Here is a 22,258-nt window from a genome sequence, read left to right as displayed (position 1 = left end):
GCAAATAACACTATCCGCGGCACAATCCCGCTAATGTCAGCGCAGCGGTTGTCGAGCGGGCGCAACAGCGTTGCGCCCGGTGCCGGCCGTACCGTCCGTCCCGTAACCATGGAGGAATGAATGAGTGCCTACCGGACCGTTGTCGTAGGAACCGATGGCTCCGAGTCGTCACTGAAGGCAGTCGACAGAGCTGCCGCCATTGCCAGTGGCTCGGACGCTCAGCTCGTCATCGCGTGTGCGTACTACCCGGCTGATCCCAAGGACGTGAGCGCTGCCGCTGATGCGTTGGGTAACGAGGCCTACCAGGTCACCGGTTCCGCTCCGACCTACGAGATCCTTCGCACCGCTCGTGAGCGCGCACATGCCCAGGGGGCAAAGGATGTTGTCGAGCGCGCCGTCGTCGGCGCTCCCGTCGAATCGCTTCTCGCTTTGCTCGACGAGGTGAAGGGCGACTTGCTGGTCGTCGGAAATCGCGGATTGAACACGTTGACCGGGCGTCTACTCGGATCGGTGCCTTCCGATGCCGCTCGCAAGGCGACGTCCGATGTCCTGATCGTGCACACCGTTCGCTGAACTACCGGCAGTAGTCGGCCTCGGCCGCATCGACGAACACTTCAGCCAGCTGATCGGCGCTGGGGGGTGTTGTCGATGCGGCCGAGCCGTTTCCGGAGGTGACCATTGGTTCGCTTGCTCCGTTCAGCGATACCGCCCGCAGATTCGCGATGATCATCGCTCGATCCGTTCCGGCCGCGAGCTGCTGGCAGACGCCGTCACCGAGCGCCTGCAACATGTCGTCGGAAAAGGCGGGCGTGACCCCGGTAGACGCAAGCGCCGCCCGCAGCCGATCTGCCTCGTCTACCGGTTTTTCTGTCGGTGCGGCAGCAACAGCAGCGATGTCGTCGCTGCCGGCAGCAGCCGTCGAACTCGAATCATCCTCTGAGCAACCGGCTGTCACCGCCGCAAGCATCCCGACGCCGATCACCACGCGAGCGATCTTGCGGATGGGTGCGGCGGAACTTGCGGGCAGGCCAAGCACGAGGGGTCATTCCTTCAGTCGTCGACACAAATTGGAGTGACACCACCATTCGTGGTGTCACGCACGAACCTACTCCGTGATGCTCACGAATCGAAGGCCAACTCTGCTGCTTCGACGCCGTCGAGAACCGAGGGGAGCGACTCGACGTGAATGATGCCGAGCCTCTGGGTAGCGCGGGTCAATGCGACGTAGAGGTCGTTCATTCCGCGTGGTGACTCGTCGAGAATGTCGGCAGGTTCGACGATCAACACTGTGTCGAACTCGAGTCCCTTGACGTCCTTGACGGACAGGACGCTTACGGTGTCACTCGCAATGCCCGCCAGATCGGCAACGACCTCGGAACCGGCGATCACTGCGGTGATACCGGGATGCGACTCGGACTCGATGCAACGGCGCACGGTCGATTCCAATTCTTCGGCCGTGGTCTTGAGCGCCCACGGCGCGAATCCGCTGTCGCGTACCGACCGGGGCACGGATTGCTCCGGGTCGATCTCTTCGAGCACACGGTGCGCGACATCCATGATCTCCGAGGGAGTTCGGTAGTTGACGGTCAGTTCGGTGAGCTTCCAGCGCTTGGCGACGTAAGGCTCGAGAATCTTCTGCCAGGACGAAGTTCCCGCGGGATCACCGGTCTGAGCTGTATCGCCGACCAACGTCATCCAGCGATTCGGTATGCGCCGCATCAGCATTCGCCACGCCATTTCGGAGAGCTCTTGGGCTTCGTCGACGATCACGTGACCGTAGGTCCAGGTTCGGTCGCCGGCAGCGCGTTCTGCCGTGGTCTGGCGCTGGCCCTGATCGTGGCGTTGGGCGAGTTGGCTGGCGTCGATCAAGTCGTACGCCATCAAGATCTCGGGATCCATCTCGTCTTCGAGATCCTGTGGTGCAGACCCGGTGAGGATGTCGAGGGCGCCCTGGGCGTCGGCGATCTGCGCGCGCCATTCACGTTGTGCGCGTTCGCGTTCGGCGGCGTCGTCGACGCCGAGAATCTCGGCCAGTTCGTCGAGCAGGGGAGCATCGGCCGCACTGAAACCCGGTCCGACGCTCTGCAGAAGCTCGTCGCGTTGGGCGTCGTCGAGTTGCGGCGCTGCCTTGGCCAACCTCGCCGGCGACGTCCACAGTTCCGCGAGGATTTGCTGCGGCGACAATTCGGGCCACAGCTTTCCGATGGCGGACATGATGTCAGGGTCCTCACGCATCTCGTCGCGAATGTCGGCGATGTCGTCCCGACTGAGGAGTGACCCACCGTCGACGAGGTTTCCGCCGATGAGTTCGGCCATCTGCAGTGCCAACGCCTCGATGACTGCTGCCACGAAGATCGGGCGCGCCAGGTTGTGTGGGCGACGCGACGACCGAGCACGCCCGCGCGCCTTCGTGACAGTCTTTCGATCCAGCTTCAAGTCGTACGTGTCGAATCGAAGGGTAATCGGCTTCGACGGAACTTCCTGCCGATCCCGGACGGCGTTCTTGAGCACGTCGAGGATCGCGAGGGAACCCTTGATCTCACCGGCGGCGAGGGAATCCGTACGAGTCGCACGCACTCCGGGGTACAGGTCCCCGATCGTCGAGAGTAGAACTCCGGTCTCACCGAGTGAAGGAAGGACCTGGCTGATGTAGTCGAGGAACGTCGCGTTCGGCCCGATGATGAGAACACCGGCCTTGGCCAGTTGCTGGCGGTAGGTGTAGAGCAAGAAGGCGGCACGGTGAAGGGCGACTGCGGTTTTGCCGGTACCCGGACCGCCCTGGACGACCAAAACGCTCTTGTGCTCGGAGCGGATGATGGCATCCTGCTCACTCTGAATGGTCTCGACGATGTCGTTCATCTGACCCGTACGCGCTGCGTTCAGAGCGTCCAGGAGAGCGCTCTCACCGGCGACGCCGCCGGCTTCGGTCACCACGCCTGCGGCGCGGGCCGCGTCGAGGTCCAGGTATTCGTCGTTGATGCCGGTGACTGTGCGGCTCCGACTGCGAATATGGCGTCGCCGCTTCACGCCCTCAGGTGCCGCGGGCGTCGCCAGATAGAACGGGCGTGCCATCGGAGCTCGCCAGTCGAGGAGCAGCGTTTCGTAGTCGTTGTCGGTGTCCAGGATTCCCAGTCGGCCGACGTAGCGTCGCTCGTCGTCGAAGTCGATGCGTCCGAAACACATTCCGTTCTCGGCTGCGTCGTACTTGGCGAGATCCTCGGTGTACATGGCGTTGAAGGATTCGCGTTCGCTGCGTGCTTGCGGGGTTCCGCCGGTCTCGAGGAGGACCGTGCTCAAGCGAGTTTGGGCATACTTTCGAAGATCGTCGAGACGGGAGTACAACATCGTCACGTACTGCTGCTCGAGCTCTTGCTCGTTCAGTGACGGGTCCGCGTCGGGCAAAGGATCTCCTAGGCTTGATGAGAAATTCACGCGCTGCAAAAGCGCCAAGACAGTCTAGTTCCCCCAGATGAACTGCCGCATAGATACAGGTCAGGCCACCCGAAGGTGGCCTGACCGTGTTTTTCGGTGCACTCAGTGCGCCAATTCGTCCTTCTTGGCGCGAGCCTTTTCGAGCGCCTTCTCGGCGCGCTTGCGAGCACGCTTACCCAGCACCTCGGTTTGCTCCGACGCCGTTTCGGCCCACTCGTTGCTCTTCTCGAGGGCGAGTTCGGCGAACTCGGAGCTGCGCTTGCTCGCCAGCTCTGCCAGTTCGGCGCTGCGCTCGCGTGCGGTCTCGGCCAGTTCGGAGCCGCGCTTCTGCGCGACTTCGAGGATGTCCGGGCCGCGTTCTTTGGCGACCTCTCCGAATTCCGCGGCTCGCTTGCTCGCGATCTCCGCGAACTCGGAGCTGCGCTCCTTGGCAAGTTCGAGCCAATCCGTGCCGTGTGCCTTCGCGGTTTCGGCAAGTTCGGAACCGCGTTCGGACGCCACCGACAGAGCGTGTTCGACGCGATCGCTCGTGTGATCGGTCTGCGATGCGACCAATGGAAGTGCTGCGGCGATAGACGCCTGGGCCTTCTTCGCGGCGCGGCGGCCACGCCAGCCGAGCGACGGCTTGCCCTCGGTGTCGACGGAGGCGATCATCAGTCCGCCGAGCAAGCTGACGTTCTTGATGAAGTTTGTGCGCTGCATCGCTCGCAGTGACGGATCGGTTTCGTTCCAGAAGTCGTGACCGGCAAGCGTGGTCGGTACCAGGCTCCCCGCGAGCACCAACGACGCGAGCCGCGGCGCCTTGCCGGTGGCCAGCAGGGCACCGCCGCCGATCTGGACGGCGGCGTTGATCTTGACGAGTGTTTCCGGATCAGCAGGCACCTTCTGCGTCACTGCTCCTGGCAGCGTCTCGACGGATTTGTCGATCAGCGGTGACGCTTTGGCTGCTCGCTGAGCGGGGTTGCGCAAAGCATCGATTCCCCCGGCGATGAAGATCGTGGAAAGCAGTGGACGAGCAATTCGACGTACCAGCATGTTTCAAGCCTCCCGATGTAGGTTCGTTTTCCACCCTAGCGATCTCACAAGGAATTGGTCCGGTTCGGCGATCCCGGCACGCCTGACCCGGTCGCCGGATTCCTGGTCGCCGAAGCGCGCTGTACTGCGACGATGACTTCTCCACTGATCCGGACGCACCGTTCTGAAGTATCCGTTACCGCGTATCCGCATACGGCGTGTTCGAAGGTGTCACAGTATGCTCACCGTTCGAGCACGATGGTGTTGTGACCACCAAGATGACTCAGAATTTCGGCTCGACCCTTCCCACCGGCTGGGGACAGCTGTCGGACGAGGAGAACGAGAGAAACTGGGCGGTCTTTCGTGACCGCTTTGGGTTCACGCCCGGCATCGACGCACGATCTTGGCCCGCCATCGCCGAGCCCATCCCGTCCGTGGTCTTCGATTTGGGTGCGGCGCCAGCTGCGACTCCCGGGGCGTGGGCCGCTCGCGTGGATGCGATCAACGCCGAAGCGTTGCGCTGTTTTGTCACCGATTGGAACGACGATCCCAACTTCGTCGTTCTGGATTGGCAGCATCCGGGCTACACCTTCGACGCGGAGGCACATGCTGCTGCGAAGGAGCTTGCGGAGTGGCGTGTCCCGGTCTATCCGAACGGTGACTACTACATATTCAGTCGGGACGACTTCACGGAAGGGACCTTCGGCCATCCGTGGGAACGCACGCTGTGTGTGTTCGGGGAACGGATGGTCGAAGGACTGGGCCGGACTCTGTCGACCTGGCTTCCGCGACTTCGAGTCAACGGTGAACAGGTCGACAGCCAAGTCGGTTAGCGGGGTCCAGTACGGAACAGGTGAAACGTCACCAACCGCGTTCGCGCCACTCCGCCAGGTGCGGGCGCTCGGCGCCGAGCGTCGTGTCCTTGCCATGCCCGGGGTAGACGACGGTCGCGTCGTCGTACCTTCCGAACAGCTTGTTTTCCACGTCGTCGAGTAGAGAAGTGAACTTCTCGGGGTCGGCGGTCTTGCCTACTCCGCCGGGGAAGAGTGAGTCGCCGGTGAAGAGGTGAACCTGTCCGCTCGGTTCGGTGAGAGCCAGCGCGATGGAGCCGGGCGTGTGGCCGGACAGGTGAATAACGTCGAGGCTCAAGTTGCCAACGGTCACCTTGTCGCCGTCTTCGAGGAGTACGTCCGGGGTGACGGGAAGGACCTCTGCGTCGAGGGGGTGCGCGGCGGTCGGCACCTTGGTTGCGGCGTGAACGTCTTCGAGGGCCAACCAGTGATCGCCGTGCTGGTGGGTGGTGACGATGGAATCGAAAACAGGTGCTTCCTGTGCGATGAGCGCGATGATCTTCTCGGCTTCGTTGGCCGCATCGATCAGGAGAGATTTCCCGGTCGTGGAACAGACGACGAGGTAAGTGTTGTTGTCCATGGGGCCGACCGACATCTTCGTGATGACGGCGCCTTCGACCGTGCGCCGCTGAGGGGCAGAATCGGGGGAGAGCTGACCGGTGTAGGAGTCGTCGATCACGATGGGCTGATTCGTCATGAAACGCAGGCTACCTTCGAATAGGGGCAGGTAGAGCGATGGGCTCGCCTGGTGAGAAAAACGTGTCGGTGGCTCGGCCTACGATGACGATCGCTCGAGGACTCGCGTTTGCGAGGCCACTCGAGACTTCTCCGGGGGGACGGCCCCGGACGATTGACAATGAAGGGAATTGGTGTGGCGGATCGCCTGATCGTGCGGGGTGCGCGTGAGCACAATCTGCGAGGAGTCGATCTCGACCTCCCGCGAGACAGCCTGATCGTCTTCACCGGGTTGTCCGGCTCCGGCAAGTCCAGCCTCGCGTTCGACACGATCTTCGCCGAAGGTCAGCGCCGCTACGTCGAGTCGCTCTCGGCATACGCGCGTCAGTTCCTCGGTCAGATGGACAAGCCGGATGTGGACTTCATCGAGGGATTGTCTCCTGCGGTGTCGATCGACCAGAAGTCGACCAACCGCAACCCCCGTTCGACGGTGGGCACCATTACCGAGGTCTACGACTACCTCCGACTTCTCTATGCCCGCGCAGGTTCGGCGCACTGCCCGGTGTGTGGTGAGAAGATCGCACGTCAGACGCCCCAGCAGATCGTCGACCAGGTGCTCGAGATGGAGGAGGGCATCAAGTTCCAGGTCCTCGCACCAGTGGTCCGTACTCGTAAGGGCGAGTTCGTCGATCTCTTCGATCAGCTCAACACCCAGGGCTACTCGCGAGTGCGCGTCGACGGTGTCGTCCATTCGCTGGCCGATCCGCCGAAGCTCAAGAAGCAGGAAAAGCACGACATCGAAGTAGTGGTCGACCGATTGCAGGTCAAGGCGAGTTCGAAGCAGCGCCTGACCGACTCGGTCGAGACCGCACTTCGCTTGGCTGAAGGCATCGTGGTCCTCGACTTCGTCGACCGTGAAGAAAATGCACCTGATCGTGAGCGTCGTTTCTCCGAGAAGTTGGCCTGCCCGAATGGCCACGCACTCGCGATCGACGATCTCGAACCGCGCTCGTTCTCCTTCAACTCGCCCTACGGCGCCTGCCCGGAATGCACCGGCCTCGGTATCCGCAAGGAGGTCGACCCGGATCTGGTGGTTCCCGATCCCGACCTGAGTCTCGAAGACGGAGCAATCGCGCCGTGGTCGATGGGCCAGAGTTCGGAGTACTTCGGACGTTTGCTGTCCGGCCTCGGCGACATTCTCGGATTCGACATGAAGACGCCGTGGAACAAGTTGCCGGCGAAGGCCCGTAAAGCAATCCTCGAAGGCAGCGAGGAGCAGGTTCACGTCCGGTACAAGAACCGGTACGGCCGTACCCGTTCCTACTACGCGGAGTTCGAAGGTGTGATGCCGTTCCTGCATCGCCGGCTCGAGCAGACCGAATCGGATCAGATGAAGGAACGGTACGACGGGTACATGCGCGACACCCCGTGCCCGGCGTGTGGTGGTGCTCGCCTGCGCCCGGAAATCCTGTCGGTAACTATCGCGGCTGGGGACTTCGGCAGTAAGTCCATCGCCGAGGTCTGTGAACTGTCGATCTCCGATTGCGCGGACTTCTTGAACAGCCTCACTCTCGGCTCGCGCGAAGAGGCGATTGCGGGTCAGGTCCTCAAGGAAGTTCAGGCACGACTCGGGTTCCTGCTCGACGTCGGCTTGGAATACCTTTCCCTCTCGCGTGCCGCTGGCACGTTGTCCGGTGGCGAGGCCCAGCGAATCCGCTTGGCAACGCAGATCGGTTCCGGACTCGTCGGCGTGCTGTATGTACTCGACGAGCCGTCCATCGGCCTGCATCAGCGTGACAATCGACGACTGATCGAAACCCTGACGCGCTTGCGCGACCTCGGCAACACGCTGATCGTCGTCGAGCACGACGAAGACACGATCCGCACGTCCGACTGGGTAGTCGACATCGGACCGTACGCCGGCGAGCACGGCGGCAAGGTCGTCCACAGCGGGCCATACGAAGAACTGCTGACGTGTGAAGAATCTCTGACCGGCGCCTACCTGTCAGGTCGTAGCTTCATCGAGGTTCCGGCCATTCGTCGACCGGTGGACCGCAAACGCCAGGTCACGGTCGTCGGAGCTCGCGAGCACAATCTCGACGGCATCGACGTGAGTTTCCCGCTGGGTGTTCTCACCGCTGTCACCGGTGTCTCCGGTTCGGGCAAGTCGACGTTGGTCAACGACATTCTCGCGACCGTCATGGCGAACAAGCTCAACGGTGCACGCCAGGTACCTGGGCGTCACACACGAATCAACGGTCTCGATCAGCTGGACAAGCTCGTGCAGGTCGATCAGTCTCCGATCGGCCGGACTCCACGATCGAACGCGGCGACGTACACCGGCGTGTTCGACAAGATCCGAACCCTGTTCGCGGCCACCACGGAAGCGAAAGTCCGCGGTTACCAGCCCGGCCGATTCTCGTTCAACGTCAAGGGCGGACGCTGCGAGGCGTGCTCCGGCGACGGAACGCTGAAGATCGAGATGAACTTCCTGCCGGATGTGTACGTGCCCTGCGAGGTGTGCCACGGCGCCCGGTACAACCGCGAAACGCTCGAGGTCCACTACAAGGGCAAGTCGATCGCCGAGGTACTCGACATGCCTATCGAGGAAGCAGCCGAGTTCTTCCAGCCGGTCACCTCAATTCACCGGTACCTCAAGACGCTGGTCGACGTCGGCCTGGGCTATGTCCGACTGGGTCAGCCGGCTCCGACTCTGTCCGGTGGTGAAGCGCAGCGCGTCAAGCTCGCCGCCGAATTGCAGAAGCGGTCCACCGGTCGCACGGTGTACATCCTCGACGAGCCCACCACGGGTCTGCATTTCGAGGACATCCGCAAGCTCCTGATCGTGATCAACGGTCTGGTGGACAAGGGCAACAGCGTGATCGTGATCGAGCACAATCTCGACGTGATCAAGACGTCGGACTGGGTCGTCGACATGGGACCCGAGGGTGGATCCGGCGGCGGAACCGTTGTGGCGCAAGGTACGCCGGAAGACGTTGCCGCGGTCCCCGAGAGCTACACGGGCAAGTTCCTCAGTGAGGTTCTCACCGCACAGCACGCGCCGGTCAAGGCCAAGCCGATCACCAAGAAGCGTGCGACGAAGGCAGTTGCCGCAAAGAAGGCCGCGCCACGGAAGAAAGCCGCTTCCGTGAGCTAGTAGAACGTGAGCAAGTAGAAATCGGTCAGTGATGCCGGGTCGGAATCGACCCGGCATCACTGCTTTGTCGATCAGGAAGTGCTGGTCTCGAGAATTACGTTGGCGACCTCTTCGGGGCGCGACCACATCGGCCAATGGCCGGTCGGGAGGTCGACGTACGTCACGGGGAGTTTCGCCAGTTCGGCGGCCATCGGATGACCTCCGTCGGCCATCTGGGCGATCACCGCGGAGGGGAACGTGCTGCAAACGACGGTTGACGGCACCTGGTAGCGCTTTTCGTTCGTCAGGACAATCGGCTCACGCGCGGGCCCAGCCGGTTCGGGTACCGCGTTGGCGCGGAACGTCTCCAGAGCTTTCTCGTCGAGTCCTTCGAGGCTGCTGCCGTCCGCTTCGAGCTCTGCCCACGTGGGGAGCGGAATCTCGATGACATCGGAGGCCAGATCCGGTCGCAGCGCTGCGCCGTCGGGCATGGGGCCCGAGTCGACGTAGACGATCCGAGCGACGCGATCCGGGATGCGATCGGTGACGGCGTACCCCACCGGGCCGGCGCCGCTGTGTACGACCAAGACCGTGCGCTCGTCGGAGTCCGATACGGCGTCGACGACTGCACGGACGTGAGCGTCGAAGGTGACCGCTGATCGATCTGTGTCTACTGCGTCGAGCCCGGGCAGTGTCAGGCTGGTCACGCGGGTGTCGGAACGCTCGAGGTGGGGGAGTACTGCATCCCAAGCCCATGAACCGAGCCAGAATCCGGGAACAAGAACGATGTGAGTTTTCATGTACTTACAGTGCACCCGAGTTGGTGACAACAGAGTGTCACCAATTATGTCACCGTTTGGTATCGGAATCTGAGACACTGGTGAACGTGAATCGAGCTGCGAGATTGCATGCTCTCGTCGAGGAACTTCGGCGACAGGGCGATCGAGGGACTACGTGCTCCCGATTGTCCGAGGAATTCGGTGTCACCACCCGGACGATCAAGAGGGATATCGAGACGCTGATGATGTCGGGTGCGGCGATCGAAGCGCGCTCAGGTCCCGGAGGTGGATACCGACTCGTGGGTCGCGCCACGCTGCCGCCGGTGAATTTCACTGTTCCGCAGGCAGTTTCGATCGCGTTGGCCTTGACGGCGATGGGTGATGCTCCGTTTGCGCCGGATGGGCGAGCAGCGCTGGCGAAACTGCTCGATGTGATGGACGAGGAGAGTCGTCGCAAGGTCGCCGAGCTCGGTGGCCGCGTGTGGATTCGCGGTGACGGCGGGGCTCTGACGGATTCGCGCGCGAACCGGCAGGCCGTCGAGCAGGGTCTCGAACAGAGTCGAGTCGTGTCGTTGCACTACGTGGATGGGGACGGTGCGGAGACGGTGCGGGCAGTTGAGCCGCACATTCTGGCGCAGGACCGTGGTCAGTGGTTTCTCATCGGCTGGTGTCGCGAGCGCGACGCCGTGCGGTGGTTTCGACTCGATCGAATGCGTCGGGCCACGCTGACGAACGATCACTTCACACCACGCGATTCGACCGTCTTCGGGCAACCGCCCGAAGACGCTCGGCCTGTTTCTCCCCGTGGGTGAGTGACTCAGTCGATCATGTTGCGGGCTGCGGCAACGGAATCCGTGATCAGTTCGGTCAGGGTCGTCATATCGACGTCGCTCAGCCGTTTGACGTACAGGCAGCCCTTGCCGATTTTGTGCTTGCCGAGGCGAGCGAGCGTGTCGGTGTAGTCGTCGAAGTTCAGCGACAAGTACAACGTGAGCGCGGTGGCCCTGGGGGAGAACCCGATCAGTGGGGTGTCACCTTCGTGGCCACTCGCATATCGGTAGTGCCGTGCCCCGAATCCGATGATGCTCGAGCCCCACATGACAGCAGGCTCGCCGGTTGCGGCCGACAGCAGGGAGATCAGCTCCACGGCGTCGGCGCGTTTGCGGTCGTCGACGCGTGAAATGAATGCGTCGACGTCCTCGGGCGTCGGTTGAGTCTTGTTGGCGGTTGCCAACTCAGTAGACCGGACCGGTGAACTTCTCGCCCGGTCCCTTTCCTGGCTCGTCCGGGTGCGAGGACGCCTCACGGAATGCGCGCTGCAGGGCTTGGAGGCCTTCACGGATGGGTCCGGCATGAGGGCCGAGGTATTCGACCGACGCAGTCACGAGTCCGGCAAGTGCCGTGATGACGCGACGCGCTTCGTCGAGGTCCAGGTAGGGGCTGGAAGACGGATCGGCGTCGGAGAGGCCGAGTTTTTCGGCAGCCGAACTCATCAGCATCACTGCAGCGCGGCTGATGACCTCGACCGCGGGAACTTCGGAGAGTTCGCGGACGTCGGGGTTCGCGCCGTCGGTGTTCTGTTCTGCCTCGAAGTTCTCACTCATGGATGTAAGGATTCCATCAGGCCGTGACGGTGTTGAATCGGGCCTCTCCCGGCAGCACTGGGAGCGGCACCGATTTCTTTCATCTGTGGCGACCTGTTACTCTTGTTGCAACGACCGCCTCCGACTTGTTCGGGGGCAGCAAGTGGAGTCCGACTCCCACCTCTGCACGGCAGGTGAAACTGCAGTTCAGTGGTTCCGGTCACCTGTTATCGGAGATCATTCTTCGTCAGGTTCCTCGCTCAGTCGAGGAGATAGGTTTCGGCGTGAGCTGGATCCTATGTGATCGGTCGACATCGGGCCCCGCGGATGAGCAATCATCACAGCGGGGCTTTTTTGTTGGGGTGCGGGCGGTACGGGCTGCGTGCGGTCATGAAGACCGCACCGTTCAACCTAGGAGGCCCCATCAGCACTGAGACCCGCATCAACGATCGTATCCGCGTTCCCGAGGTTCGTTTGGTCGGACCTGGCGGCGAACAGGTAGGCATCGTGCGTGTTGAAGATGCACTCCGCTTGGCCCTTGAGGCCGACCTCGACCTGGTCGAGGTAGCTCCTGACGCCCGTCCACCGGTCTGCAAGATCATGGACTACGGCAAGTTCAAGTACGAGGCTGCACAGAAGGCACGTGAGTCACGTAAGAACCAGCAGCTGACGGTCATCAAGGAGCAGAAGCTCCGACCCAAGATCGACGACCACGACTACGAGACCAAGAAGCGCAACGTCGTTCGCTTCCTCGAAGCCGGTTCCAAGGTCAAGGTCACGATCATGTTCCGCGGACGTGAGCAGTCACGCCCCGAACTCGGCTACCGCCTTCTGCAGCGTCTGGGAGCAGACGTCGCAGATCTCGGATTCGTCGAAACCTCGGCAAAGCAGGACGGCCGAAACATGACGATGGTCCTGGCACCGCACAAGGGCGCCAAGACTCGTGTCAAGGCGCAGGAGAGCGCTCAGGCGCCAGTGGCTCAGGCTGCTCCGCGTCCGGCTCCGGCCGCACCGGCTTCCAGTGAAGCAGCTCCGGAAGCACCGGCGACCGGCGATGCCGCTCCCGAGGCTCCGGCCAGCTAGTCGATTTCCCAAGATCCACCACGTAACAAGAACTGAGGACTCCATGCCCAAGATGAAGAGCCACAGCGGCGCCTCGAAGCGATTCAAGGTGTCCGGCAGCGGAAAGCTCATGCGCCAGAAGGCCGGCCGTCGCCACCTTCTCGAGCACAAGTCCAGCAGGGTTACCCGTCGTCTCGACGGTGTCGCTGTTGTCAGCCCTGACGACGCTCCGCGCATCAAGCGCATGCTCGGCATCTGAGTCGCCCCCTTACTGACCACCCGGGGCCGTACTTTCAGCCCCTAGATTGACAGGATTTTTCAAGTGGCACGCGTAAAGAGGGCGGTCAACGCCCAGAAGAAGCGTCGTTCAATTCTTGCTGCATCCAGCGGCTACCGTGGACAGCGTTCGCGTCTGTACACCAAGGCCAAGGAGCAGCAGCTCCACTCGCTCACCTACGCGTACCGCGACCGTCGTGCGCGCAAGGGCGAGTTCCGCAAGCTGTGGATCACGCGTATCAACGCTGCAGCTCGTGCAAACGACATCACGTACAACCGCCTCATCCAGGGCCTGCGTCTGGCAGAGGTCGACGTCGACCGCAAGATCCTGGCCGAGCTCGCTGTCTCCGATGCCGAGGCCTTTGCCGGCCTGGTCGCACTCGCGAAGGCCGCTCTGCCGGCTGACGTGAACGCTCCTGCCGGAGAAGCAGCCTGATTCACGCATCACAGCAACGGCCCGTGGACCCGCTCACCGAGCGGACTCCGCGGGTCGTTTCTGCTGTCAAGCTCCTGCGCACAGCAGAACGACGCAAAGCAGGACGTTTCCTCGTCGAGGGCGAGAACTCGGTCACCGAACTGTTGAACGGTGCACTCTCGAATGGCGAGGCCCGCCCGGTACACGACCTCTTCTACACCGAGGACGCAGCCGAGCGCTATCAGCACGTCATCGATCGGGCGCTGACCGCTGGAGTTCGTGTTGCTCGTGTGACCGATCGAGCAATCAAAGCTCTCAGCGATACCGTCACGCCGCCCGGACTCGTTGCCGTCAGCGATCTACTGGACGTACCGCTGAGCGCAGCCGTCCATCAGGAGACCCGCCTGCTCGCAGTGCCGGTCGAGGTCAACGAACCAGGTAACGCGGGCACCGTCATTCGCATCGCCGACGCAGTGGGTGCCGATGCGGCAATCCTCGCCGGCGACAGCGTCGATCCGCATAACGGCAAGGTCGTTCGTTCGTCGGCGGGCAGCCTGTTTCACCTGCCAGTCGTCCGCGATCGAGACACAGTGTCGGTGATCGAGCAGATTCGCGCAGCCGGCATTCAGATTCTCGCGACTGCAGCTGACGGCGAGGTCGATCTCGACGAGGCCGACGAGTTGCTGAGCAAGCCGACGGCCTGGCTGTTCGGTAACGAAGCGCACGGTCTCGATCCGGCGATCGCCGCGCAGGCTGATCATCGGGTCAGGATTCCGATCCATGGCCGCGCCGAAAGCTTGAACCTCGCGACAGCGGCGGCAATTTGCCTGTACGCAAGCGCGCGGGTGCAAAATCGCGCCACCGATCACGGCTGAAAACGCACGCGAAGACCTCACGGAATCCCATTTGCGGAAGCCTGAGACAATACAAGAGCAGAGACAATGCTCGAGCGAGTTCGAAAGCTCGCTCGCAGTACAAGAAGTAAGCAGTACAAGAAGCACGCAGTACGAGAAGTAAACCGAGAAGCGACAGGAGCGTCACAGCCGTGGCCAAAAATGAGGGCGCGACACCGCCGGAGGTCGACGCGAGTGTACTCACCGAAGAGGCGTTGACCGCTGCGGCTGAGAACGCCGAGAAGGCGCTGGCGGACGCCGCTGACCTGGATGCGCTGGCGCACGTCAAGGTGGAGCACCTGGGGGACAAGTCCCCGATCGCCCTCGCTCGCCGGGGACTCGGCAGCCTTCCGGGCAAGGAAAAGGCGGACGCCGGTAAGCGCGTCAACATCTTCCGCACTCGGATCAACAACGCGTACGACGCTCGTCGTGAGGTCCTCCTCGCCGAGCGTGACGCCGCGGTGTTGGTTGCCGAGGCAATCGACGTCACTCTGCCTTCCGATCGTCACCCCGTCGGGGCGCGTCACCCGATCAGCCTGATTTCCGAGCAGGTCGCCGACGTATTCGTCGCGATGGGTTGGGAAGTTGCCGAGGGTCCGGAGGTGGAGACCGAGCACTTCAACTTCGACGCGCTCAACTTCTTGCCGGATCACCCTGCCCGCACGATGCAGGACACCTTCCACCTGGCACCCGAGAACTCGCGCCAGGTGCTGCGTACCCACACCTCGCCGGTGCAGGTCCGCACCATGCTCTCGCGTGAGGTACCGATCTACGTGGTGTGCCCGGGCCGCACGTTCCGCACCGATGAACTCGATGCGACCCACACGCCTGTCTTCTCGCAGGTCGAAGGCCTGGCCGTCGACAAGGGCCTGACCATGGCCAACCTGCGCGGGACTCTCGACGCGTTCGCTCGTGCCCTTTTCGGCCCCGAGACGCGTACCCGTATGCGCCCCAACTACTTCCCGTTCACGGAACCGTCGGCCGAGGTCGATGTCTGGTTCGCGAACAAGAAGGGCGGCGCAGGCTGGGTCGAGTGGGGCGGCTGCGGCATGGTCAACCCGAACGTTCTGCGCGCCAGCGGTATCGATCCCGACGAGTACTCGGGTTTCGCATTCGGCATGGGCCTCGAGCGGACCCTGCAGTTCCGCAACGGTATCCCGGACATGCGCGACATCGTCGAGGGTGACGTGCGTTTCACGCTGCCCTTCGGTGTCGCAGGCTGACCGATCCGGTCCGCGGAACCTTCACAAAGACTTATCGACAAACGAGAGAGCTGAGCAGACGTGCGAGTAGCGCAATCCTGGCTGACCGAGATCCTGCAGCGGGCAACTCCGGACTGGGAGGTGACCCCGGAAGAGCTGGACGCCGGGTTCGTCCGGGTGGGACTCGAAGTCGAGGAACTCGACACACTCGAGGCGATCGACGGCCCGTTGGTCGTCGGCAAGGTCGTCTCCATCACCGAACTGACCGAGTTCAAGAAGCCGATCCGCTTCTGCCAGGTCGAGGTCGGCGAACCCGAGCCTCGCGGCATCGTCTGTGGCGCGCGTAATTTCAACGAGGGTGACCTCGTCGTCGTTGCGTTGCCCGGCGCGGTGCTGCCCGGCGGATTCGAAATCGCCACTCGCAAGACGTACGGCCAGGTGTCCGACGGCATGATCTGCTCCGTCTCGGAACTCGGTATCGGCAAAGACCATTCGGGCATCTTGGTGCTCGAGCCCGGTACCGCCGAACCCGGCGCGGACGGCAACGAGTTGCTCGGTCTCGGTGACACGATCATCGAACTGAACATCACCCCGGACCGTGGCTACTGCTTCTCGGTCCGCGGTCTCACGCGAGAACTCGCGTGCGGCTTCGATCTCGAATACGCCGATCCCGCTTCGGTTCCCGCTCACCCGGCTGAGGGTGAAGCCTGGCCGGTGCGCCTCGAACCGGAGTCCAAGGCTTCGCGTTTCGTGATGCGGAAGATCACGGGTATCGATCCGCAGGCAGTGAGCCCGTGGTGGCTGCAGCGTCGACTTCTGCTCTCGGGTGTTCGCCCGATCTCGCCGGCCGTCGACGTCACCAACTACGTGATGCTCGAACTCGGTCAGCCTCTGCACGCGTTCGATGCGACCTCGGTGCAGGGCGACCTGGTGGTCCGTCGCGCCAAGGCGGGGGAGAAGCTGACGACGCTCGACGACGTCGAACGCACGCTCGATCCCGAAGACGTTGTCATCGCCGACGATTCCGGAGTCATCTCGCTGGCTGCCGTCATGGGCGGCGCAACCACCGAGGTGGGAACGGCAACGACGGACATCCTCCTCGAAGGAGCTACTTGGGATCCGCTCGCAGTCTTCAAGACGGCGCGCCGGCACAAGCTGCCGAGTGAGGCGAGCAAGCGTTTCGAGCGCGTCGTCGATCCGGCAATTCCGCTCGCGGCCGTCGACCGCGCAGCCGCTCTGCTGGTCGAGATTGCCGGCGGACGGATCGAACCGGTCCTGACCGACGTGGGCGATGTCGCCCCTCGCGCTGCCATTCGCATGGATATCGACCTGCCCGACCGTGTCGCCGGAGTCACGTACCCCAACGGCACCGCAGCTCGCCGCCTCACCCAGGTTGGCTGCAACGTCGAGGTCGGCGTCAGCGAAGAAGGACACGGCCAGTTGGTCGCGACGCCGCCGTCGTGGCGTCCGGACCTGGTGCAGCCTGCGGACCTCGTCGAGGAAGTTCTTCGCCTCGAAGGTCTCGAGCAGATCCCGTCTGTGCTTCCCGCCGCTCCGGCCGGACGTGGGTTGACTCCGTCGCAGCGGCGAAAGCGCACGGTCTCGAAGGCCGTGGCTCACGCCGGTTACGTCGAGGTCCTTCCTCCGGTCTTCCTGCCGACGAACGTCTTCGACGTCTGGGGCCTCGACGCGGATGATCCGCGCCGCAACACCAGCAAGGTGCTCAACCCGCTCGAAGCCGATCGTCCGGAGTTGGCGACCACGCTGCTCCCGGGTCTGCTGGAGATCCTGGCTCGCAACGCTTCTCGCGGTCAGCGTGATCTGTCGCTGTACGGCATCGCGCAGGTCGTCCTGCCGGGCCCCGACACCAAGCCGGTGGATGCATTGCCGGTGGATCGTCGTCCGACGGACGAGCAGATCGCGAACCTGATCGCGTCGTTGCCGGCTCAGCCCGTGCACATCGCTGCAGTGTTGAGTGGTTTGCGTGAGCCGAGCGGCCCCTGGGGTCCTGGCCGTCAGGCCGAGGCTTCGGACACTTTTGCAGCCGTGCGGGTCATTTCAGCTGCAGCAGGCGTCGAGGTGGAACTGCGTGCGGCGCAGTACCTGCCGTGGCATCCCGGCCGTTGCGCCGAGGTTGTCGTTGACGGCAACGTAGTCGGTCATGCGGGCGAACTGCATCCGGCTGTTCTCGAGCGCGCGGGACTGCCCGCGCGCACCTGCGCACTGGAAATCGATCTCGACGCTTTGCCATTGGTCGAGAATCTGCCCGCTCCGCGCATTTCGCCGTTCCCCGCAGTGCTCCAGGACGTGGCAGTTGTTGTCGATCGCGACATTCCGGCAGCCAAGGTGCAGGAAGCTCTGCGTTCCGGCGGCGGCGAACTTCTCGAAGACATTCGCCTCTTCGACGTCTTCGAGGGCGAGCAGGTCGGTGAAGGCCGCAAGTCGCTCGCGTTCGCGTTGCGATTCCGTGGTGTCGACCGGACGCTGACCGAGGACGAGGCCAGTGCCGCGCGTGATGCGGCAGTGGAGGCGGCGTCCAAGGCCGTCGGTGCGCAGATGCGCGGCTGATTTCCTCAACTGATCACAGAGCCCACGACCGTTGCCGGTGGTCGTGGGCTCTGTCGTGTTATCGGCTTTTCGACTGAGGTGAATCGGAAAGCCACACATCTGGCGCAACGGTGTCCGTCCGTCGCCCTTGCTGGTCGAGCACGTGGCCGAGCAGTTTGCGCAAATACAGCACGATGGATCGTTCCGTGACGCAAAGACCCGGAATCTCCTTGCGCAGACGAGTTTCGAATGCATCGAGTTCTGCAGGAGAATGCAGCCACAACTGAACCACCAGGTTGTCGGCGCCCACCACCGCGAAACAGTTTCGGACTTCCGGCGCTCGGCTCAGCACTCGTCCCGCCGTATCGAGAAGCTCGGGTTCGACGCGGCACCACAAAGTGGCGAGCACGGGAAGCCCGGCCAGCGGCCGCGCGAATTCACACCGCAGCGCCACCAACCCCGAAGACGTGAGCCGGTCGATCTGGCGTTTGCACGCAGCGGGACTGACACCGATCGCGTCGGCCAACTCCTTCATGGGAGTGCGCCCGTCGTAAGCGAGCTTCGTCAGAACCTTGCGATCCTGTTCGGATATCCCGGTCGGCCGAGCGCGCACGGCAGTACGGTTTTCGCTGGTGGTCAGCACACCCTTCTCGGACGGTGCCAGCGCATTGAGTCTCCATCGCCCACCTTCGGTGAACCAGCGTGTGATGATCGAGGTTCGTGTCGCCAGTACACCGTCGATCGTTGCGACGTCTTCCGAGATGAAGCGCGACATCGACGCCAGATCCGCGGTACCGGCTGTGACGAGCAGATCTGCTCTGCCCGTTGATGCTTCGATGGTCACGGCGTGGGCCGAGCGAGTCAGCCGTGCCGCGATGGTGTCGAGAAGAGCAGGTGAGCAATCGATTTCGATGATCGCTGTGACGATGCTGCCCAGGACCTGTGGCCCTGGAGTGACCGTGACCCAGGCCAACGACGATTCGGAGAGTCGATTCCAACGACGGGCGAGAGTCGCGGCGTCGAGTTCGAGTGGTTCGGCCAACGAAAGCCACTTCGATCGCGGTGCGAGCTGGAGCGCATTGATTATCCTCAGATCGATTTCATCTATCCTGCGACCGTTGCCGGCATCTGGTGCACTCATAACGTCATTATCCGGCATATTGCTGCAAGATTCGGACTATCTGCGACGCTCGACGGATGATCACAGAGGAGAAGTACGCGCTGATCGGAGCGGGCCCGTCTGGATTGGCCGGCGCGCGAAACCTCGATCGGGCCGGGATAGCGTTCGACGGCTTCGAGAGCCACGACGACGTCGGTGGGCTCTGGGACATCGACAACCCGCACAGCACCGTCTACGAGTCGGCGCACCTCATCTCTTCGAAGGGCACCACCGCATTCGCGGAGTTCCCGATGGCCGATTCGGTGGCCGACTACCCGAGCCACGTCGAACTTGCCGATTATTTCCGCGACTACGCCGATACTCACGATCTTCGCAGGCACTTTGCCTTCGGCATTACCGTCGTCGAAGTTTCGCCGGTCGATTCGCTATGGCAGGTCACCACGCGCAGTCGCAGCGGTGAGACAACAGTCGCGCGGTATCGAGGCGTGATCATCGCGAACGGAACGCTGTCGAAGCCGAACATGCCGACTTTCCGGGGCGACTTCACCGGCACGTTGATGCACACGAGCCAGTACCGCAGCGCCGAGATCTTCCGCGGGAAGAAGGTACTGGTCATCGGAGCGGGCAACAGTGGATGCGACATCGCCGTCGATGCCGTCCACCAGGCCGAGTGCGTCGACCTGAGCGTTCGGCGAGGCTACTACTTCGTCCCCAAGTATCTGTTCGGCCGACCCTCGGACACCTTGAATCAGGGAAAGCCGTTGCCGCCGTGGATCAAACAACGCGTCGACACCTTGGTACTCAAGCAGTTCACGGGTGATCCGGTGCGGTTCGGATTTCCGGCACCGGACTACAAGATCTACGAATCGCATCCGGTCGTGAACTCGTTGATCCTGCACCACATCGGGCACGGTGATGTGCACGTGCGCGCCGACGTCGACCGGTTCGAGGGGAAGACGGTGCGGTTTGTCGACGGATCGTCTGCCGACTACGACCTCGTTCTCTGCGCCACGGGGTATCACCTCGACTATCCCTTCATCGCGCGCGAGGACTTGGACTGGTCGGGCGCTGCCCCGGACCTGTTCCTCAACGTCGCGAGTCGCCGCCACGACAATCTCTTTGTTCTCGGCATGGTCGAAGCATCCGGTCTCGGGTGGCAGGGCCGTTTCGAGCAGGCCGAGTTGGTGGCCAAATTGATCACCGCACGTACCGAAGCCCCCGCCGCGGCGCGGGAATTCTCGGCGGCGGCGGCCGGTCCTCCTCCCGATCTGTCCGGGGGATACAAGTACCTGAAGTTGGGACGAATGGCCTACTACGTGAACAAGGACGCCTACCGCTCGGCGATCAAGCGGCACATCGGACTGCTTGATGCCGCTCTGACGAAGGGAGGACAGTGATGCCGATCGACGACGTGGTGCTCAACTTCAACCCGGGATCGTTGATGATCCTCAACGCGGTGCTGGCCGCGATCATGCTGGGGATCGCCCTCGACACCTCGGTCGACGACTTTCGTCGTGCGCTCACCAAACCCAAGGCGATGGCGGTGGGTATTGCTGCGCAGTTCCTGCTGTTGCCGGCAGTGACTTTTCTCCTGACGCTGATTCTCTCGCCGGCTCCGTCGGTAGCACTCGGCATGATCCTGGTGGCGTGCTGCCCGCCAGGGAACATCTCGAACGTCCTGACTCACCGGGCGGGCGGCGACGTCGCACTCTCGGTGTCCATGACGGCGGTGTCGAACGTCCTCGCGATCTTCCTCATGCCGCTCAATCTTGCGTTCTGGGGGAGCCGACGCCCGGAGACCGACGCTCTGTTGCAGTCCGTGAACCTGAATGCGCTCGAGATGGTCGCGCAAATCGCCCTGATCATCGGTGTGCCGTTCGTTCTCGGCATCTGGGCGGCACGAAGGTTTCCGGAGATCGCCGCGAAAGCGCAGCCTTGGGTGAAAAACGGTTCGTTGGTGGCGTTGTTGATCTTCATCGTCGCGGGGGTGTCGGGGAACGCGTCGTACTTCGTCGACTACATCGGGGTGGTACTGCTCGCGGTCTTCCTGCACGACACGGTTGCCCTAGCACTGGGATACTTCTGCGGCGCCGTCACCGGGTTGAACGAATACAGCCGTCGCGCCGTCTCTTTCGAGGTCGGCATCCGCAATGCCGGGCTGGGGCTTGGCCTGGTGTTCACGTTCTTCGACGGGCTCGGTGGCATGGCCGTCGTGGCCGGCTGGTGGGGGATCTGGGACATCATCGCCGGGTTGGCTCTGGCGACGATCTGGTCCAAGCGACGCGCCCGAAAGGCGGTACCGGCATGACCGTCGCACTCGTCACGGGCGGAAACGGGTTCCTGGGTACCGCTGTCATCGACGCACTGATCGCGCAGGGCATCACCGTCGTCTGTGTCGACCTCACGGTCAAGGACACGCCGGACGATCGCATCCGCCGCGTCAGGGCGGACGTCTGCGACCCCACAGAATTGGGGCGGGTGTTCGGTCAGTACCGACCGAACGTCGTGATCCACCTTGCGTCCATCGTGAATCCCGGCAAGAAAACGACAGCAGAGCAGGAGTACCGCGTCGACGTCGACGGGACACGAAACGTGCTCGCGGCCTGCGTCGAACACGGGGTTGGACGGGTCGTCGTGTCTTCGTCCGGAGCGGCGTACGGCTACCACTCCGACAACCCACCGTGGATCACCGAGGACGTACCTGTCCGAGGCAACGACGAATTCACATACAGTCGCCACAAACGCCTGGTCGAGGAGATGCTCGCCGAATATCGCGTCGAACACCCGGAGTTGGAACAAGTTGTCTTCCGGATCGGCACGATCTTGGGCGAGAGCGTCGACAATCAGATCACCGCGTTGTTCGATCGCCGCAAGCTGCTCAAGGTTGCCGGGAGCGACAGCCCCTTCGTCTTCGTCTGGCACACCGATGTCGCGGGCGCTTTTGCGGAGGCCGTGACCGGAAACCAAGTGGGCATCTTCAATGTCGCGGGCGACGGCGTGCTGACCGTCGACGAGTTGGCTTCCCGGATGGGCAAGAGCACGGTGACGCTTCCTGCATGGTTGTTGCGAGGCGTTCTACGCGTCGGACGGCGATTGGGCGTAACGGAACACGGTCCGGAGCGCGTCGGATTTCTCCAGTACCGACCGGTTCTCGACAATCGGCGGCTCAAGGAACAGTTCGGATACGTCCCCGAATATTCGAGCGAGGAAGCGTTTGCCGCGTATCTCGCGTCACGCTGACCCCTTCGACGGACGGTCGTGGAAGGATCGGAA

The 22,258-nt window shown here is 62.9% G+C and carries 21 protein-coding genes; 13 read left to right on the top strand and 8 right to left on the bottom strand.

The genetic code is table 11. The features are described 5' to 3' along the window. Window positions 1–120: 120 nt before the first annotated feature. Window positions 121–573, top strand: coding sequence for a universal stress protein (locus RHP72_RS15975; protein ID WP_003944055.1), 453 nt, complete (start codon window positions 121–123; stop codon window positions 571–573). Between the two features lies 1 nt (window position 574). Here RHP72_RS15975 and RHP72_RS15970 read toward each other — a convergent pair whose 3' ends face one another. The 3 genes from RHP72_RS15970 to RHP72_RS15960 form a co-directional block, all read right to left on the bottom strand. Continuing rightward, the gene (locus tag RHP72_RS15970; RefSeq protein ID WP_007728747.1) at window positions 575–1,036 is read right to left on the bottom strand and encodes a DUF732 domain-containing protein; all 462 of its coding nucleotides are present in this window, start codon (window positions 1,034–1,036) and stop codon (window positions 575–577) included. An 83-nt stretch (window positions 1,037–1,119) separates the two neighbouring features. Beyond that, a complete protein-coding gene (locus tag RHP72_RS15965; protein WP_007728751.1) occupies window positions 1,120–3,402 on the bottom strand; it encodes an ATP-binding domain-containing protein in 2,283 nt (760 codons plus the stop codon). A 132-nt stretch (window positions 3,403–3,534) separates the two neighbouring features. Next, window positions 3,535–4,467: a DoxX family protein gene (locus RHP72_RS15960; RefSeq protein ID WP_081557925.1), complete on the bottom strand. Its 933-nt coding sequence runs from the start codon at window positions 4,465–4,467 to the stop codon at window positions 3,535–3,537. Between the two features lie 245 nt (window positions 4,468–4,712). Here RHP72_RS15960 and RHP72_RS15955 point away from each other — a divergent pair, with 245 nt between their 5' ends. Beyond that, entirely contained in the window at window positions 4,713–5,279 is a 567-nt protein-coding gene (locus RHP72_RS15955; RefSeq protein ID WP_225320039.1) for a DUF2716 domain-containing protein, read from the top strand. Between the two features lie 28 nt (window positions 5,280–5,307). Here the strand turns inward: RHP72_RS15955 and RHP72_RS15950 are convergent, their stop codons facing one another. Next, window positions 5,308–5,994: an MBL fold metallo-hydrolase gene (locus RHP72_RS15950; RefSeq protein ID WP_058227016.1), complete on the bottom strand. Its 687-nt coding sequence runs from the start codon at window positions 5,992–5,994 to the stop codon at window positions 5,308–5,310. A 174-nt stretch (window positions 5,995–6,168) separates the two neighbouring features. Between RHP72_RS15950 and uvrA the strand changes: the two genes are divergently transcribed. Next, entirely contained in the window at window positions 6,169–9,129 is a 2,961-nt protein-coding gene (uvrA, locus tag RHP72_RS15945; protein ID WP_024487477.1) for an excinuclease ABC subunit UvrA, read from the top strand. 71 nt (window positions 9,130–9,200) lie between these two features. Here the strand turns inward: uvrA and RHP72_RS15940 are convergent, their stop codons facing one another. Beyond that, entirely contained in the window at window positions 9,201–9,908 is a 708-nt protein-coding gene (locus tag RHP72_RS15940) for an alpha/beta fold hydrolase (RefSeq protein WP_030536734.1), read from the bottom strand. Window positions 9,909–9,988: 80 nt separating this feature from the next. Between RHP72_RS15940 and RHP72_RS15935 the strand changes: the two genes are divergently transcribed. Continuing rightward, window positions 9,989–10,699, top strand: coding sequence for a YafY family protein (locus RHP72_RS15935; RefSeq protein WP_064112535.1), 711 nt, complete (start codon window positions 9,989–9,991; stop codon window positions 10,697–10,699). Window positions 10,700–10,704: 5 nt separating this feature from the next. Here the strand turns inward: RHP72_RS15935 and RHP72_RS15930 are convergent, their stop codons facing one another. Both RHP72_RS15930 and RHP72_RS15925 read right to left on the bottom strand, forming a co-directional pair. Further along, window positions 10,705–11,121, bottom strand: a complete 417-nt coding sequence (locus RHP72_RS15930) for a DUF1801 domain-containing protein (protein ID WP_007736263.1) — start codon at window positions 11,119–11,121, stop codon at window positions 10,705–10,707. A gap of 1 nt (window position 11,122) precedes the next feature. Next, on the bottom strand, window positions 11,123–11,491 hold the full coding sequence (locus RHP72_RS15925) for a DUF1844 domain-containing protein (RefSeq protein WP_007736262.1): 369 nt from the start codon (window positions 11,489–11,491) through the stop codon (window positions 11,123–11,125). Between the two features lie 369 nt (window positions 11,492–11,860). Between RHP72_RS15925 and infC the strand changes: the two genes are divergently transcribed. The 6 genes from infC (at window position 11,861) to pheT (ending at window position 17,886) form a co-directional block, all read left to right on the top strand. Further along, entirely contained in the window at window positions 11,861–12,553 is a 693-nt protein-coding gene (gene infC / locus RHP72_RS15920; protein ID WP_003944008.1) for a translation initiation factor IF-3, read from the top strand. Window positions 12,554–12,596: 43 nt separating this feature from the next. Next, on the top strand, window positions 12,597–12,791 hold the full coding sequence (gene rpmI / locus RHP72_RS15915) for a 50S ribosomal protein L35 (protein WP_003944043.1): 195 nt from the start codon (window positions 12,597–12,599) through the stop codon (window positions 12,789–12,791). Between the two features lie 63 nt (window positions 12,792–12,854). Continuing rightward, window positions 12,855–13,244: a 50S ribosomal protein L20 gene (gene rplT / locus RHP72_RS15910; RefSeq protein ID WP_003944011.1), complete on the top strand. Its 390-nt coding sequence runs from the start codon at window positions 12,855–12,857 to the stop codon at window positions 13,242–13,244. Window positions 13,245–13,267: 23 nt separating this feature from the next. Continuing rightward, complete coding sequence (locus tag RHP72_RS15905; protein ID WP_030536731.1) at window positions 13,268–14,098, top strand: RNA methyltransferase; 831 nt, start codon at window positions 13,268–13,270, stop codon at window positions 14,096–14,098. Window positions 14,099–14,268: 170 nt separating this feature from the next. Beyond that, window positions 14,269–15,339 carry a phenylalanine--tRNA ligase subunit alpha gene (pheS, locus tag RHP72_RS15900; protein WP_003944109.1) on the top strand — a complete coding sequence of 357 codons (1,071 nt, stop codon included), beginning with the start codon at window positions 14,269–14,271 and terminating at the stop codon, window positions 15,337–15,339. 60 nt (window positions 15,340–15,399) lie between these two features. Beyond that, the gene (gene pheT / locus RHP72_RS15895) at window positions 15,400–17,886 is read left to right on the top strand and encodes a phenylalanine--tRNA ligase subunit beta (RefSeq protein ID WP_311093581.1); all 2,487 of its coding nucleotides are present in this window, start codon (window positions 15,400–15,402) and stop codon (window positions 17,884–17,886) included. A 58-nt stretch (window positions 17,887–17,944) separates the two neighbouring features. On the opposite strand, the gene RHP72_RS15890 is transcribed toward pheT, so the two are convergent. After that, a complete protein-coding gene (locus RHP72_RS15890) occupies window positions 17,945–19,006 on the bottom strand; it encodes an Lrp/AsnC family transcriptional regulator (RefSeq protein ID WP_063316069.1) in 1,062 nt (353 codons plus the stop codon). A gap of 56 nt (window positions 19,007–19,062) precedes the next feature. On the opposite strand from RHP72_RS15890, the gene RHP72_RS15885 reads away from it, so the two are divergent. Genes RHP72_RS15885 through RHP72_RS15875 form a run of 3 tightly spaced genes read left to right on the top strand, consistent with a single transcriptional unit; the run spans window position 19,063 to window position 22,225 of the window. Further along, window positions 19,063–20,382 (top strand): NAD(P)/FAD-dependent oxidoreductase, encoded by a 1,320-nt coding sequence (locus RHP72_RS15885; RefSeq protein ID WP_311093580.1) that lies wholly within the window; start codon window positions 19,063–19,065, stop codon window positions 20,380–20,382. Beyond that, window positions 20,382–21,293 (top strand): bile acid:sodium symporter family protein, encoded by a 912-nt coding sequence (locus RHP72_RS15880; protein ID WP_007736251.1) that lies wholly within the window; start codon window positions 20,382–20,384, stop codon window positions 21,291–21,293. The genes RHP72_RS15885 and RHP72_RS15880 overlap by 1 nt, the downstream gene beginning before the upstream one ends. Then, window positions 21,290–22,225, top strand: a complete 936-nt coding sequence (locus RHP72_RS15875; RefSeq protein WP_054781544.1) for an SDR family oxidoreductase — start codon at window positions 21,290–21,292, stop codon at window positions 22,223–22,225. Before RHP72_RS15880 ends, RHP72_RS15875 begins: the two co-directional genes overlap by 4 nt. Window positions 22,226–22,258: the final 33 nt, after the last annotated feature.

Origin of the sequence: Rhodococcus sp. SG20037, assembly GCF_031763325.1 — a bacterium.
Classification (GTDB): domain Bacteria; phylum Actinomycetota; class Actinomycetes; order Mycobacteriales; family Mycobacteriaceae; genus Rhodococcus_F; species Rhodococcus_F qingshengii.
The sequence above is the reverse complement of the archived record's forward strand: the minus strand, read 5'-3'. Positions and strand labels throughout refer to the sequence as shown.